At 71.8% G+C, this 13,069-nt stretch carries 14 protein-coding genes and 2 tRNA genes; 2 read left to right on the top strand and 14 right to left on the bottom strand.

All coding sequences use genetic code 11. The annotated features are described in order from the left end of the window. Window positions 1–235: 235 nt before the first annotated feature. The 9 genes from HZZ00_RS05300 to HZZ00_RS05260 form a co-directional block, all read right to left on the bottom strand. Window positions 236–308: transfer RNA gene (locus tag HZZ00_RS05300), tRNA-Ala, on the bottom strand. Between the two features lie 118 nt (window positions 309–426). Then, entirely contained in the window at window positions 427–660 is a 234-nt protein-coding gene (locus tag HZZ00_RS05295; RefSeq protein WP_067006897.1) for a hypothetical protein, read from the bottom strand. A 217-nt stretch (window positions 661–877) separates the two neighbouring features. Then, window positions 878–950 (bottom strand) — tRNA-Ala (locus HZZ00_RS05290). A 98-nt stretch (window positions 951–1,048) separates the two neighbouring features. Further along, window positions 1,049–1,717, bottom strand: a complete 669-nt coding sequence (locus HZZ00_RS05285; protein ID WP_180331117.1) for a histidine phosphatase family protein — start codon at window positions 1,715–1,717, stop codon at window positions 1,049–1,051. Next, on the bottom strand, window positions 1,717–2,160 hold the full coding sequence (gene rsfS / locus HZZ00_RS05280; RefSeq protein ID WP_180331116.1) for a ribosome silencing factor: 444 nt from the start codon (window positions 2,158–2,160) through the stop codon (window positions 1,717–1,719). The genes HZZ00_RS05285 and rsfS overlap by 1 nt, the downstream gene beginning before the upstream one ends. Before the next feature lie 91 nt (window positions 2,161–2,251). Then, on the bottom strand, window positions 2,252–4,120 hold the full coding sequence (locus HZZ00_RS05275; protein ID WP_180331115.1) for an LCP family protein: 1,869 nt from the start codon (window positions 4,118–4,120) through the stop codon (window positions 2,252–2,254). Window positions 4,121–4,139: 19 nt separating this feature from the next. Next, window positions 4,140–4,838 carry a nicotinate-nucleotide adenylyltransferase gene (gene nadD, locus HZZ00_RS05270; RefSeq protein ID WP_180331114.1) on the bottom strand — a complete coding sequence of 233 codons (699 nt, stop codon included), beginning with the start codon at window positions 4,836–4,838 and terminating at the stop codon, window positions 4,140–4,142. Between the two features lie 50 nt (window positions 4,839–4,888). Further along, on the bottom strand, window positions 4,889–5,041 hold the full coding sequence (locus tag HZZ00_RS05265) for a hypothetical protein (RefSeq protein ID WP_180331113.1): 153 nt from the start codon (window positions 5,039–5,041) through the stop codon (window positions 4,889–4,891). A gap of 141 nt (window positions 5,042–5,182) precedes the next feature. Next, window positions 5,183–5,353: a hypothetical protein gene (locus tag HZZ00_RS05260; RefSeq protein WP_107409123.1), complete on the bottom strand. Its 171-nt coding sequence runs from the start codon at window positions 5,351–5,353 to the stop codon at window positions 5,183–5,185. A 100-nt stretch (window positions 5,354–5,453) separates the two neighbouring features. Between HZZ00_RS05260 and HZZ00_RS05255 the strand changes: the two genes are divergently transcribed. Continuing rightward, window positions 5,454–6,533 carry a M48 family metallopeptidase gene (locus HZZ00_RS05255; RefSeq protein WP_070027064.1) on the top strand — a complete coding sequence of 360 codons (1,080 nt, stop codon included), beginning with the start codon at window positions 5,454–5,456 and terminating at the stop codon, window positions 6,531–6,533. 45 nt (window positions 6,534–6,578) lie between these two features. On the opposite strand, the gene HZZ00_RS05250 is transcribed toward HZZ00_RS05255, so the two are convergent. From HZZ00_RS05250 to proB, 5 genes are all read right to left on the bottom strand, one after another. Then, the gene (locus HZZ00_RS05250; protein WP_180331112.1) at window positions 6,579–7,646 is read right to left on the bottom strand and encodes a hypothetical protein; all 1,068 of its coding nucleotides are present in this window, start codon (window positions 7,644–7,646) and stop codon (window positions 6,579–6,581) included. Between the two features lie 88 nt (window positions 7,647–7,734). Next, on the bottom strand, window positions 7,735–8,316 hold the full coding sequence (locus HZZ00_RS05245; protein ID WP_180331111.1) for a hypothetical protein: 582 nt from the start codon (window positions 8,314–8,316) through the stop codon (window positions 7,735–7,737). A gap of 49 nt (window positions 8,317–8,365) precedes the next feature. Further along, window positions 8,366–9,652 (bottom strand): glutamate-5-semialdehyde dehydrogenase, encoded by a 1,287-nt coding sequence (locus tag HZZ00_RS05240; RefSeq protein WP_180331110.1) that lies wholly within the window; start codon window positions 9,650–9,652, stop codon window positions 8,366–8,368. 75 nt (window positions 9,653–9,727) lie between these two features. Beyond that, entirely contained in the window at window positions 9,728–10,153 is a 426-nt protein-coding gene (locus HZZ00_RS05235; RefSeq protein WP_070027071.1) for a hypothetical protein, read from the bottom strand. 122 nt (window positions 10,154–10,275) lie between these two features. Continuing rightward, window positions 10,276–11,403: a glutamate 5-kinase gene (gene proB, locus HZZ00_RS05230; RefSeq protein ID WP_180331109.1), complete on the bottom strand. Its 1,128-nt coding sequence runs from the start codon at window positions 11,401–11,403 to the stop codon at window positions 10,276–10,278. Window positions 11,404–11,621: 218 nt separating this feature from the next. Between proB and HZZ00_RS05225 the strand changes: the two genes are divergently transcribed. Beyond that, window positions 11,622–13,049, top strand: a complete 1,428-nt coding sequence (locus tag HZZ00_RS05225; RefSeq protein WP_180331108.1) for a polysaccharide pyruvyl transferase family protein — start codon at window positions 11,622–11,624, stop codon at window positions 13,047–13,049. Window positions 13,050–13,069: the final 20 nt, after the last annotated feature.

Raw genomic sequence — 13,069 nt, 5'->3', positions numbered from 1 at the left:
CCATTTCAAGAAACGAAAAATCCCCTCACGCAGGAGGGGATGCCGCGCCGATGCCGACCTCTCGGGTGTCACCGGGGTCGGTACTGATCAGCGCGGCCCGCTAAGCAGAAGGCGTACGGCACGCATGGCGCTAGGGTACCGCAGGCCCCGAGGCGGCCGCGACGGTTTCCGACCCGTGGGACGGCAATGCGCCGAGGGCGGACCATCCTTCCGGATGATCCGCCCTCGACTTCTGTGGAGCTAAGGAGAATTGAACTCCTGACCTCCTGCATGCCATGCAGGCGCTCTACCAACTGAGCTATAGCCCCTTGTTTTGTTTCGCCGCCCGGTTCCCCCGGCGACGAAGAAAACATTACAGGTCCCGGGGGTGCAGCACCAAATCCGTTTCCACTCTGTGCCTTTAGTCACCTATGTCCGACTTCTGGCTCAGGCCGTGACGAACGAGTAGAACCTCTTGAGCGTGCAGTGCTCCTCCAGCAGCCGGCCGTAGATCGGCTCGCCCTCCAGCTCGCGGTACGTCTCGATGGGGTCGCCTTTTATGATCAGCGCCCGCGCGCACTCCTCGCACCAGTACTGGTAGTCGGCGTTGATCGGCTCCATGTCGCGGACGATGGGCGTGCCGCTGCCGCACCAGTCGCACTTCCGCCTGTGTGCACCCATGGCTCAGCTCCGGCCGTGGCCGCAGGCCGTACACACGATGCTGGCAGGCATCGAACTCCCTCCCGTCGGGCCGCGCCCCCTTCCGGCCGTTTGATTCTGCCACGAGCGGGCGGACACGGTCAGCGACGCCGCGGTACCGGTCCGGACACGGCGGCCGGGTGCGAAGGCGGGACAAACAGAAGATCCCGCCCCCTGACGGGGACGGGATCTTCCTCTGTGGAGCTAAGGAGAATTGAACTCCTGACCTCCTGCATGCCATGCAGGCGCTCTACCAACTGAGCTATAGCCCCTTGCTGTGTTCTTCCCGCTCGGCGGGGCGAACAAGAAGAACTTTAGCCTGCGACCTGCCAGAAAGTGAAATCCGGGGTCCGGAGTGCCGGGAACGGGCTCAGGCGTCGTCGCCGAGCACGGGCTCCGGCAGGGTGCCCGCGTTGTGCTCCAGCAGCCGCCAGCCGCGCGCCCCCTCCCCCAGCACCGACCAGCAGCAGTTGGTGAGGCCGCCGAGGCTTTCCCAGCTGCGGGCCTCCAGCCCGAGCAGCCGGCCGATGGTGGTGCGGATGGTGCCGCCGTGGCTGACGACCACGAGCGTGCCGTCCACCGGCAGCTTCTCCGCGTGCCGCAGCACCACGGGCGCGGCGCGGTCGGCGACCTCGGTCTCCAGTTCGCCGCCGCCGCGGCGGACCGCCTCGCCGCGCTTCCAGGCGGCGTACTCCTCGCCGTGCCGGGCGATGATCTCCTCGTGCGTCAGTCCCTGCCAGACGCCCGCGTAGGTCTCGCGCAGGCCCTCCTCGCGGGTGACGTCGAGGCCGGTGAGCGCGGCCAGCTCGGCGGCCGTGTCCACGGCCCGCGTCAGGTCCGAGGAGACGATCGCGTCGGGCCGCAGCGAGGCGAGCAGCCGGGCGGCCCGCCGGGCCTGGCCGACGCCGGCCTCGGTCAGCGGCACGTCCGTGCTGCCCTGGAAGCGGCGCTCCACGTTCCACGAGGTCTGTCCGTGTCGCCACAGGATGATGCGGCGGCCCCGGTCCTTGCGGTCGGTCACCTCACCCGTGGCGCTCATCACCACTCCCCGCCCGGCTCCTGGTCGGCCTCGGCGGCCTGGAGGCGGGCGTGCTCCTCGGCCTTGCCGCGGGTGGCCTTGGCGTCGGCGGGCAGCTCCAGCTCGGGGCAGTCCTTCCACAGCCGCTCCAGGGCGTAGAAGACCCGCTCCTCGCTGTGCTGGACGTGGACCACGATGTCGACGTAGTCGAGCAGCACCCAGCGGGCCTCGCGGTCGCCCTCGCGGCGCACCGGCTTGGCGCCGAGTTCCTTCTGGAGGCGCTCCTCGATCTCGTCGACGATGGCCTTGACCTGGCGGTCGTTGGGGGCGGAGGCGAGCAGGAAGGCGTCCGTGATCGACAGGACGTCGCTCACGTCGTAGGCGATGACGTCGTGGGCGAGCTTGTCGGCGGCCGCCTGTGCGGCGGTGTTGATGAGCTCAAGGGAACGGTCGGTGGCGGTCACTGCGTGGCTTTCCGTCGGCGGTCACTGAACCTCAAGGGTCTCACGGACCGCCCGGGGCACCCCACGCGTTTACGGGGCGCCCCGGCCCGGGTCAGGAACCGGACGGCCGGTAGTCCCGGCCCAGGACGACCGAGACGTCGGCGCCCGAGGAGACCGTGCCCTTGGCCACGGAGCCGGCGGGCAGGCCGAGGGTCTTGGCGACCTCGGTGGCGTTCTGCTTGTCGGCGGCGTCCTGGTAGACGACCTTGGAGGTGGTCTCGGTGCCGCCGCTGCCGCCTTCCAGGAAGGTGAAGCCGCCGTTGAGGAGCACCACGCGGGCCTGCTGGGTGTCGTCCTTGACGCCGGTGGCGTTCCGCACCGAGACCCGGACCGCGGAGCCGGCGTCGGGGCTCTTGGCGGTACCGCCCAGGATGTTCTTGACCACGCTGTCGCTGGTCTGCGCGCTGAGGGTGCCGTCGGGCTGCACGGGCAGCAGGGCGGTCTTGTAGGCGCCGCTCTTGGCCAGGTCGGCGAGCTTGGCGAGGAAGGCGCCGAGGTCCTTGTCGGTGAGCGAGGGGTCGAGGATCTGCGCGAGGGACTGCACGGTGACCGTGGCGTCCGCCGGGTCGGAGGAGATCTTGCGCAGGACGCCCTGGAGGACCTGTCCGAACCGCTCCAGCTGGGCGCTGTCCGCTTCGCCCGGGGCCCGGTAGGTGGCGTAGGCGACGGCCATCCTGCCGCTGAGGGTCTGGTCGGCGCCCTTGGCGACGAGCGGCTCGGTGCCCTTCTTCTTGGCGTCCGGGTCGGGCACGTCGGTGTTGGTGTCGATGTCGATGTTGCCGACGAGGTCGACGAGGTTCTGGAGATAGGGGGTGTCCAGGCGCCAGGTGCCCTGGATGTCGGTGCCGAGGACGGTGTTGAGCTGGTCGCGGGTGCCGGAGGAACCGTCGTCGTCGACCGATTTGGCGAGCGTCGTGGTGGAGCCGTCGTCGTCGGTCAGCGCGAGCGAGTTGGGCAGCAGCACGGTGCTGCCCTGCTTGGTGGTGGTGTTGTCGACCAGCAGCACCGTGGAGGTGCCGCGCTTGCCGGTGTTGTGCAGGTGGACGACGATCACGTCGCGTTTCTGGGCGCCGAGCGCCGTGCCGGTGCCGGCCGCGCCGCCGGAGGAGGACAGGAAGGGCAGCTTCCCGGCGTACCAGAGGTAGCCGACGCCGCCGACGGCCACGAGGGCGAGGACCACGGCGAGGGCGACGAGCCGGCCGCGGGCGCGGCGGCGGGCCTCCTCGCGTCGCTCGGTGCGGTTCTCGGTGAACTTCAGCCAGTCGATGACGTCCTCGGAGTCGCCGTCCGGCTCCTCCACGAACGCGAACTGCTCGGTGCGGTAGTCCGGTTCGCCGGAGGTGTCGTCGGCGGCGAGTTCCGCGTAGGGGTCGGGCCGGCCGCCCTCGGGCCGCGGCTCCCCGTAGGGGTCGTGCGCGGGCTCGTCGCTCCGCAGTTCGGCGTACGGGTCGTGCGCGGGCTCCTCGGCCCGCGGACCGGCGTACGGGTCGTGCCGGACGTCGTCGGCAGGGCCGGCCTGCTGGGGGATGTGGGCGGTCTGCTCGGCGACCCGGGGCTGGGGCCCGCTGGTCGCCGCCTGCCCGTAGGGGTCGTACCCGGAATGCGTCTGGTGGCCGGGGGCCTGGGTGCCGTAGGGGTCGTAGCCGGGGTGGGCGTCGTACCCGGGGTAGGCGGTGGCCGGCGGCTGCTGTCCGGTGCCGTACGACCCGTAGGGCGGCGCGGGCTGCTGGGTGCCCGCGCCGTAGGGGTCGTAGCCGTAGTCCTGCTGCTGGTGCTGCCCGCCGTAGGGGTCGTAGGACCCGTTCGGCGCCTGCTGTGCCGGAACCTGGCGGTACACGGGCTGGCCGTACTCGTCGTAGCCGACGAGCTCGTACGGGCCGGCGCCGTGGCCGGCGTCACCCGCGTCGTATCGGTCGTTCACCGGTGGTGCCCCTCTCGGCTCACTCGCCGCGGTACAGCTCGCGCTTGTCGATGTAGCGCACGACTCCGTCCGGCACCATGTACCAGATGGGGTCCCCCTTGGCGACTCTCGCACGGCAGTCTGTGGAGGAGATGGCGAGCGCGGGGACCTCGACGAGGGAGACGCCGCCCTCCGGCAGGCCCTTGTCGCTGAGGTGGTGGCCGGGCCGGGTGACGCCGATGAAGTGCGCGAGCGAGAACAGCTCCTCGCTGTCGCGCCAGGTCAGCAGCTGGGCGAGGGCGTCGGCACCGGTGATGAAGAACAGGTCGGTGTCGGGGTTGAGGGCGCGCAGGTCGCGCAGGGTGTCCACGGTGTAGGTGGGACCGCCGCGGTCGATGTCGATGCGGCTGACGGAGAACTGCGGGTTCTCGGCGGTGGCGATGACCGTCATCAGGTAGCGGTCCTCGGCCGGGGAGACCCGGCGGTGCGACTTCTGCCAGGGCTGGCCGGTGGGGACGAACACCACCTCGTCCAGCTCGAACTGCGCGGCGACCTCGCTGGCCGCCACGAGGTGCCCGTGGTGGATCGGGTCGAAGGTGCCGCCCATGACACCCAGGCGCCGCTTGCCCGGGCGGGCGGGGCCGTGACCCGGCCGGTGCCGCCGGTACTGCGGCTCGTTCACCGTGTCGTCGGCGGCCTTCGTGTGCGCCGGGCCGGTAGGCATGTCCTGCTCTCCCATGCGTGCAGACCCTACCGGCCCGGTCCGGGACGCCCGGCCGGGGTCTCGGCTCAGCGGTCGCGGTTGAAGCGCGTGGTGATCCACAGCAGCAGGAGCAGGATGACGAGGGCGCTGCCGCCGGTGACGGCGGGGTTCAGGCTGTCGTGGTGGCCGCCCTCTTCGGCTGCAAGGGAGACCAACTGGGCTGCGCTGTTGAGCATCATCTTCGGCGGGACCTTCGCGTGTGGGCGGGATAAAGATGTCGGCTCATCGTATGCGGGCGGTCCTTCGGCGATCACGCCGACTCCGCCGTTGGGGACCGCCGGCCGGGCGGGGCGGCCCGGGCAGGGAACTCCCGGCGGGGGTCAGTCGTCCTTCTGCTTGTAGCCGCGCAGCAGGAACCAGGCGGTCAGCACGCAGCCCAGGATCATCACGACCAGCACGATACGGAGCAGGTTCCCTCCTCCGCCCCCGTGCTGCTGGACGGCGTTCGCTGCGGCCTCGGTCAGCCGGGCGGCTGCGGGGTGGTGCTCCATGGCGTGGACTCCTTCGGCTGTCTGCCCGTCCACGGTATCTCCGCCTAGGCTGTGTCCCGCCTCGGGGGCACGGCACTCTCGGACGCAGTTGGGGGAAGACATGCACGACGGCGATGGGCAGGGCGGGCACGAGCGGGTGCCCGGCAGGCAGCGGACGCGCTTCCCGGGGATCTCCTCGCGTGCGTACGAGCATCCGGCGGACCGCTCCGCACTGGTGGCGCTGCGCAAGCTCAGCGGTTTCGACCAGGTGTTCAAGGCGCTCAGCGGGCTGCTGCCGGAGCGCAGCCTCAGACTGCTGTTCCTGTCCGACTCGGTGCGGGTCTCCGAGCGGCAGTTCGGCCATCTGCACGACATGCTGCTGGACGCCTGTTACATCCTGGACCTGGCGAAGGTCCCGCCGATGTACGTCACGCAGGACCCGCAGCCGAACGCGATGTGCATCGGCCTGGACGAGCCGATCATCGTGGTCACCACGGGGCTGGTGGAGCTCCTGGACGAGGAGGAGATGCGGGCGGTCGTCGGGCACGAGGTGGGCCACGCGCTGTCCGGCCACTCGGTGTACCGCACGATCCTGCTCTTCCTGACCAGCCTGGCGCTGAAGGTGGCGTGGATCCCGCTGGGCAATCTGGCGATCATGGGGCTCGTCGCGGGGCTGCGGGAGTGGTTCCGCAAGTCGGAGCTGTCCGCCGACCGGGCCGGGCTGCTGGTCGGCCAGGACGTACGGGCCTCGATGCGCGGCCTGATGAAGATCGCGGGCGGCAACCATCTGCACGAGATGAACGTGGACGCGTTCCTGGAGCAGGCGGAGGAGTACGACTCCGGGGGTGATCTGCGCGACTCCGTGCTGAAGATCCTCAACGTGCTGCCCCGCTCGCACCCGTTCACCACCGTGCGGGCCGCCGAGCTGAAGCGGTGGGCCGAGTCGCGGGACTACCAGCGGATCATGGACGGCCACTACCCCCGGCGGGACGAGGACAAGGACGCCTCCTTCGGCGACTCCTTCCGCGAGTCCGCGGCGAGCTACGCGAGCGACGTGAAGTCCTCCAAGGACCCGCTGATGAAGCTGGTCAGCGACCTCGCGGGCGGCGCGGGCGACCTGGGCGGCCGGGTCAGGCGCGGCTTCGACGGCTTCAAGAGCCCGCCCCCGCCGAAGAACGGGCCGGCCACGGAGGCGCAGTAGCGCAAGGCGCTCGACGACGCCCGAAGCCCCCGCCCGGACTCGCGTCTACGCCGTCGGCTGGGAAGCCCTCGCCAGGGTGCCGCACAGGGAGGCGGGGGCCTCGGTCGCGTAGGGGTCGGTGGCGGCGGGGCTGCCCGGCCGGGGCGTCTGGCCGGCCAGGAGCGGGTGCAGGTAGGACGTGGAGTCGTCGGCGCAGGACAGGGGGCCGGCCTCGACGTAGGCCGTGACCAGCTGGACCTGGCGGGCACGCAGGTCGTCGCGGGTGAGCCGGAAGGTCAGCGCGCGGCGGACCGTGAACAGGGACACCCGCGCGCTCGCGGCGCCGGCCGGGCGCAGGGCGTAGACGAAGGTGTGGTCGGCGGTGACGTCCAGCGCGGCCGGATCGGCCTCGGTGGCGCGCAGGTCGCCCTGGACGCGGACGCGGTCGTCGGCCAGCCGGGCCCGGGACGGGTCGATGCGCACCACCCAGCCGGTGGCCGCGTGCCCGCCGTCCGCCGCCGGGTGGTCGAAGCTCTGGTCGAACTGGGCCAGCTGGTCGGAGTCCACCAGGGCCCGCGCGGGGGCCGCCGTACGGCCGCCGAGCACGTCGGGGTGGAGCGAGGAGCGCACGATGTAGTCCTTGACCGTGGTCAGCGCCGCCATGACCTGGCTGTCGGAGAAGTGGGCGGTACCGCGCGCGGCCGGCAGCGGGACCCCTTCGGCGCCGATGTCGAACCGGGCCGCGGGGCTGTGCGCGTACAGCGCCTCGGCGTCCGTGCCGCCGGGCACCCTGCCCTGCGGTGCCAGCGGTATGACGGTCGTCCGCAGGGGCTGCACGGGCCGCGCGTCCTCAGCGGAGTCGTCGGGGTGGCGCACCCCCATGTAGACGGCGGTGCAGAAGGCCACGGCGAGCAGCAGGACGAGGATCACGGCCTGGCGGGCGAGCCCCCGGTGCAGCGGCGGGCGGCGGCGCACGGCGGGCGCGTGGTCGGCCATCCGCTCCTCGGCGGAGTACTCCTGGAGGCGGGCAGCGCGGACGAACGACTCGTCGAACACGACGGATCGGTACTCGTCCTCGGCACCACCGGGGCCGCCCTCGGGTGTCCCCTCCGGTGGGTCTCCAGGCCCGCCCATACTTTCAGAGTGGGTTCTGGGGACGCCGGGTAAACGCCGCGCTCCACGCCAACTTCTGACAGGGGCTCACCACGGCCGGGGCGGCCGGTCAGGGAGTGTGCGGGACCGCCGACACCTGGGGACGGGCCGGGACGGCGGACGGGGCCGACGTGGCCTGGTTGAGGCCCGGGGCGGCGGGCGGGAGTTGGTCCCGGCCGCCCGAGGACGTGCCCCGGTAGACCGCCGCGAAAGCCAGGGCGACCATGCCGACGCCCATCACCACGGCGAGGACCCAGGCCACCGGGCGGTGCCAGCGGGCCTGTCTGCCGTGGCCGTCGAAGGGGCCGTGGTCGAGGGCGTGGACGTCGTCCAGGTCGTCCAGGTCGTCGTCCGCGTCGTCGCCGAGGTCGGCGCTCGCGTAGGTGTCGTCGTACCGCTCGCTGCGGGCGCGGGCCCGGCGGGCCTCCGCCTCGGCGGCCTCGGCCCTGGCCTCCGCCGCGGCGAGGAGGCGTTCGACGGCGGTCGGCTCGTGGACCACCGCCGCCCGTACGAAGGCCTCGTCGAAGACCACGGAGGCGAACTCTTCGTCCGACACCCCGCGGTCGTGGTCGTCGTCGGGCTCCCAGCCGTCCGGGAACGGCGTGCCCCCCACGTCCTCCGGCACGCATCCAGAGTAGACCTGGGGGGTCAATTTGGGCAGACGGTATGGAAATTCGTCCACGGGCCAGGACGCCCGGAACTCAGCGCCGGATGTGCCCGTCGCCGGTGACGATGTACTTGGTGCTGGTCAGTTCCGGCAGCCCCATCGGGCCCCGGGCGTGCAGCTTCTGCGTGGAGATGCCGATCTCCGCGCCGAAGCCGAACTGGCCGCCGTCGGTGAACCGGGTGGAGGTGTTCACGGCGACGGTGGTCGAGTCGACCAATCGGGTGAACCGGCGGGCGGCCTGCTGCGAGGTGGTGACGATCGCCTCGGTGTGCCCGGAGCTCCACAGCCGGATGTGTTCGACGGCCTTGTCGAGGGAGTCCACCACGGCGGCGGCGATGTCGTACGACAGGTACTCCGTCTCCCAGTCCTCCGGGGTCGCCTCGACCACGGTGGCCTTGGAGTCCTTGGCGTAGGCCATGACCCGCTCGTCGGCGTGCACGGTGACGCCGGCCTCGGCCAGCGCGTCCAGGGCGCGCGGCAGGAACTCGGCGGCGACGTCCTGGTGGACCAGCAGGGTCTCGGCGGCGTTGCACACGCTGACCCGCTGGGCCTTGGAGTTGACGAGGATGTCGACCGCCATGTCGATGTCGGCCTGCGCGTCGACATAGACGTGGCAGTTGCCGGTGCCGGTCTCGATGACGGGCACGGTGGACTCGTTGACCACGGTCCGGATCAGGGAGGCGCCGCCGCGCGGGATGAGGACGTCGACCAGGCCGCGGGCGCGCATCAGCTCGCGCACGGACTCGCGGCTCTCCCCCGGCACCAGCTGCACGGCGTCGGCGGGCAGCCCGGCGCCGCCGACCGCGTCCCGGATCACCCGGACCAGGGCGGTGTTGGACGCGTAGGCGGAGGCGGAGCCACGCAGCAGCACGGCGTTGCCGGACTTCAGGCAGAGCGCGGCGGCGTCGGCGGTGACGTTGGGGCGGGCCTCGTAGATGATGCCGACGACGCCGAGCGGGACGCGGACCTGGCGCAGGTCGATGCCGTTGGGCAGGGTGGAGCCGCGCACCACCTCGCCGACCGGGTCGGGCAGCCCGGCGACGTCGCGGACGTCGGAGGCGATGGCGCGGACCCGCTCGGGGGTGAGGGTGAGCCGGTCGACGATGGCCTCGCTGGTGCCGTTCGCCCGCGCCTTGGCCACGTCCTCGGCGTTGGCCTCGACGATCTCGCCGGTGCGGACCTCCAGCGCGTCGGCGATGGCGAGCAGGGCGTCGTCCTTCGCGGCGCGCGGCAGCGGCGCGAGGTCGGCGGCGGCGGCCTTGGCCCGGTAGGCGGCCTGGGTGACCGGGGACATCGAGTCGTACGGCGAGAGCGTGGTCATGGGGGAAGGGTAGTGCGCGGCGCGGAGCCCTTCCGCGCACGTTCCACACCCCGAGACGAAATCCCCTGTAAGGGCTCAGAAGGGGTGGACCCCTACGGGAACCGCGGGCGGCGGCCCGTATCCCTCGGCGACGCGCTGGTGGTACGTCTCCCGGTCGACGACCTCCAGGCCGACGATCTCCCACGGGGGCAGCCCGGCGCTGAGCCGGTGCTCGCCCCACAGGCGCAGCGCGACGGCGGCCGCGTCGTGCAGGTCGCGGGCCTCTTCCCAGTACCGGATCTCCGCGTGGTCGCTCGCGTATCTGCTGGTCAGCAGGAAGGGGTGGTCGTGAGCCAGTTGTTCGAGGGAGCGGCGCAGCTCCGTGAGGGGGACGCCGGGGCCGGCCACGCTGAGGGTGACGTGCCACAGCCGGGGCAGGTCCCTGGGTTCCTCGTAGGTGTCCCCGGCCGCGACGCTCGTCAGGGCACCTCGGGTGGTCCCCCCAGGGCGCACTCGTCTCACGACGGCCTCCTTCACCCAAGTGCTCGGAAAGATGTCTCCGACACAAAGTTGAGCAGGCCGTAAGGCTTCGCGGGGCGGTTTTACGGAACGTCCCCCACCGGAGGCCCGGGGTACGCCCCGTTTTACGAGCGCAGCAGCACCAGATCGTCCCTGTGTACGACCTCGCGTTCGTACGCGGGACCCAGTTCGCGTGCCAGCTCGTGGGTCGAGCGCCCGATCATCGGGGGAATCTCCCTGGCGTCGAAGCTGACGAGGCCCCGGGCCACCGCGCGGCCCGAGGTGTCCCGCAGCTCGACCGGGTCGCCGGCGCCGAACTCGCCCTCGACGGCGGCGATCCCCGCGGGCAGCAGCGACTTGCGGCCCCTGACGACGGCGTCCACGGCGCCGTCGTCCAGGATGAGCGCGCCCTGCGGGGTGGAGGCGTGCTGGAGCCAGAGCAGCCGGTCGGCGGAGCGCTTGCCGGTGGGGTGGAAGTAGGTGCCGGTGTCGCCGCCGCCGAGGGCGTCCGCCGCGTGCACCGCGCTGGTCAGCACCACGGGGATGCCCGCGGCGGCCGCGATCCCGGCGGCCTCGACCTTGGTGACCATGCCGCCGGTGCCGACGCCGGCCTTGCCCGCGCTGCCGATCTCCACGCCCGCGAGGTCCTCGGCGCCGCGCACCTCCGCTATCCGGGAGGTGCCGGGCCTGCTGGGGTCGCCGTCGTAGACGCCGTCGACGTCGGAGAGGAGGACGAGCAGATCGGCGTGGACGAGGTGGGCGACGAGGGCGGCGAGGCGGTCGTTGTCGCCGAAGCGGATCTCGTCGGTGGCGACGGTGTCGTTCTCGTTGACGACCGGGAGGGCGCCCATGGCGAGCAGCTTGTCGAGGGTGCGGGAGGCGTTGCGGTGGTGGGCGCGGCGGCTCATGTCGTCGCTGGTGAGCAGGACCTGGCCGACGCGGACGCCGTAGCGCGCGAAGGAGGCGGTGTAGCGGGCGACGAGCAGGCCCTGGCCGACGCTGGCGGCGGCCTGCTGGCGGGCGAGGTCCCGGGGGCGGCGGCGCAGCCCGAGCGGCGCGAGCCCGGCGGCGATGGCGCCGGAGGACACCAGCACGATCTCCCGGTCGCCCTTGCGCCTGCTGCCGGCCAGCACGTCCACCAGGGCGTCGACCCGGTCGGCGTCCAGCCCGCCCGCGGCGGTGGTCAGCGAGGAGGACCCCACCTTGACGACAACCCTGCGCGCCTGAGCGACGCCCCGCCTTGCACTTCCCACCTTGCCCGTCGTCCCTTTCACCCGGGTTCGCCTGCGTGCTGCGCAATGTACGCGACCGAACACATCCGCCGCCCCCCGGTTTCGCCGGCTGGACGCGGCACCGCCGTCGTCGCACTCAGCACCCGGTACCACTACGTTCGGTCACCGTTTGCTCACGATTTGCTCACGGCAAAAAGGTTGTACCGGTTGCCTATAGAAATTAAATCTCGGGCAAACTTATGTTGATCATCGTGTCATCCACCGTTCGCCAGCAAAAGCGCATTCTGCTCCGCTCGGGCAAGAACCCGTACGACGTCCTGTCCGTCGAAGAGGCCCTGCACCGGGACGTGATCGCCACCAACTCCGGGAACCTGGTGTTCCAGGAGGCGGCGCACAAGATCCTCGAAGTGCCGGGCACCGAGGTGGTCTCGGGGGGCGTGCGGACCGACCTGGCCGCGGCGGCGCGGGTCAACGAGGAGTACGACGCCTTCGTGGTGCCGCTCGCCAACGCCTTCCGTCCCTCCTTCGAGGCCGCGCTGACCCGGCTGACCCGGTTCATCTCCCGGCTGCGCATCCCGGTCGTGGTGCTCGGCGTCGGCGCGCAGACCGGGGTGGGCTACGACCCGGCGCGGCTGAAGCGCATGGAGCCGGCCGTGCGGGACTTCTGCGCGGCGGTGCTGGAGCGCAGCGCCTCCATCGGGGTGCGCGGCGAGTTCACCGAGCGGTACCTGAAGGACATGGGCTTCAATGACGTCGAGGTCATCGGCTGCCCTTCCCTGTTCATGCACGGCCCCGACCTCGACGTGCGCAAGCGGGTGCCCGAGCTGACGCCCGACTCGCGGATCTCGGTCAACGGTTCGCACGGCGCGATACGCAGCCAGGGCTTCGACAAGATCCTCGACCGCACGCGGTCGCTCTACCCGAACCTGCGCTTCGTCGGCCAGAACCTCAGCGACGCACGGCAGCTGCACTGGCGGGACCTGACGGACCCCAACGCCAGGCTGACCGCGATGCCGACGCACCCGGACCACCCGATGTACCGGGCGGACCAGGTACGGGTGTACGTCGATCCGCGCACCTGGATCGAGGACCTGCGGGAGTTCGACTTCTCCTTCGGCTCCCGCATCCACGGCAACATCACCGCACTGCTGGCCGGCACGCCCGCCACGGTGCTGTGCGGCGACTCGCGCACCCTGGAGCTGTGCCGCTACTTCGAGATCCCGCACCGGCGCCTGGACCAGGCCGCGAAGGACCCGGCCTCGGCCGACCCGGCCCTGCTGTACGCGCAGGCCGACTTCGGCGCCCTGGTCGGCAACCACGGCGAGCGCTTCGCGCGGTTCACGGGGTTCATGGAGCGCAACGGGCTGCAGAACACCTTCACCCACGGCGACGGCGGCGCGGCCTTCGAGAAGCGGATGCGCTCGCTGCCGTTCCCCCCGGGCGTACGGCCCTGGAACGACACCGACCCGGCCTCGCTCAGCGGTCGCTTCTCCTGGCTGCACACCCAGGTCAGCGAACTGACCCAGGACAACGCCGAGCTGCGCAAGGAGCTGGCGCGGGCGCAGAAGGCGCAGAACGCGGCGCCCGCCCCGTCGGTCTACCGGCGCGCCCGCCGGGCGGTGGGCCGGCCCCTGAAGCGCGCGCTGCAGTCGGGCCGGCAGCAGTAAGGGCCGGGGCGGGCGGCGGC

The organism is Streptomyces sp. NEAU-sy36 (assembly GCF_013423905.1).
GTDB classification, from domain to species: domain Bacteria; phylum Actinomycetota; class Actinomycetes; order Streptomycetales; family Streptomycetaceae; genus Streptomyces; species Streptomyces misionensis.
Note: the sequence above shows the minus strand (reverse complement) of the source record. Positions and strands in the feature narration are given on the sequence as shown.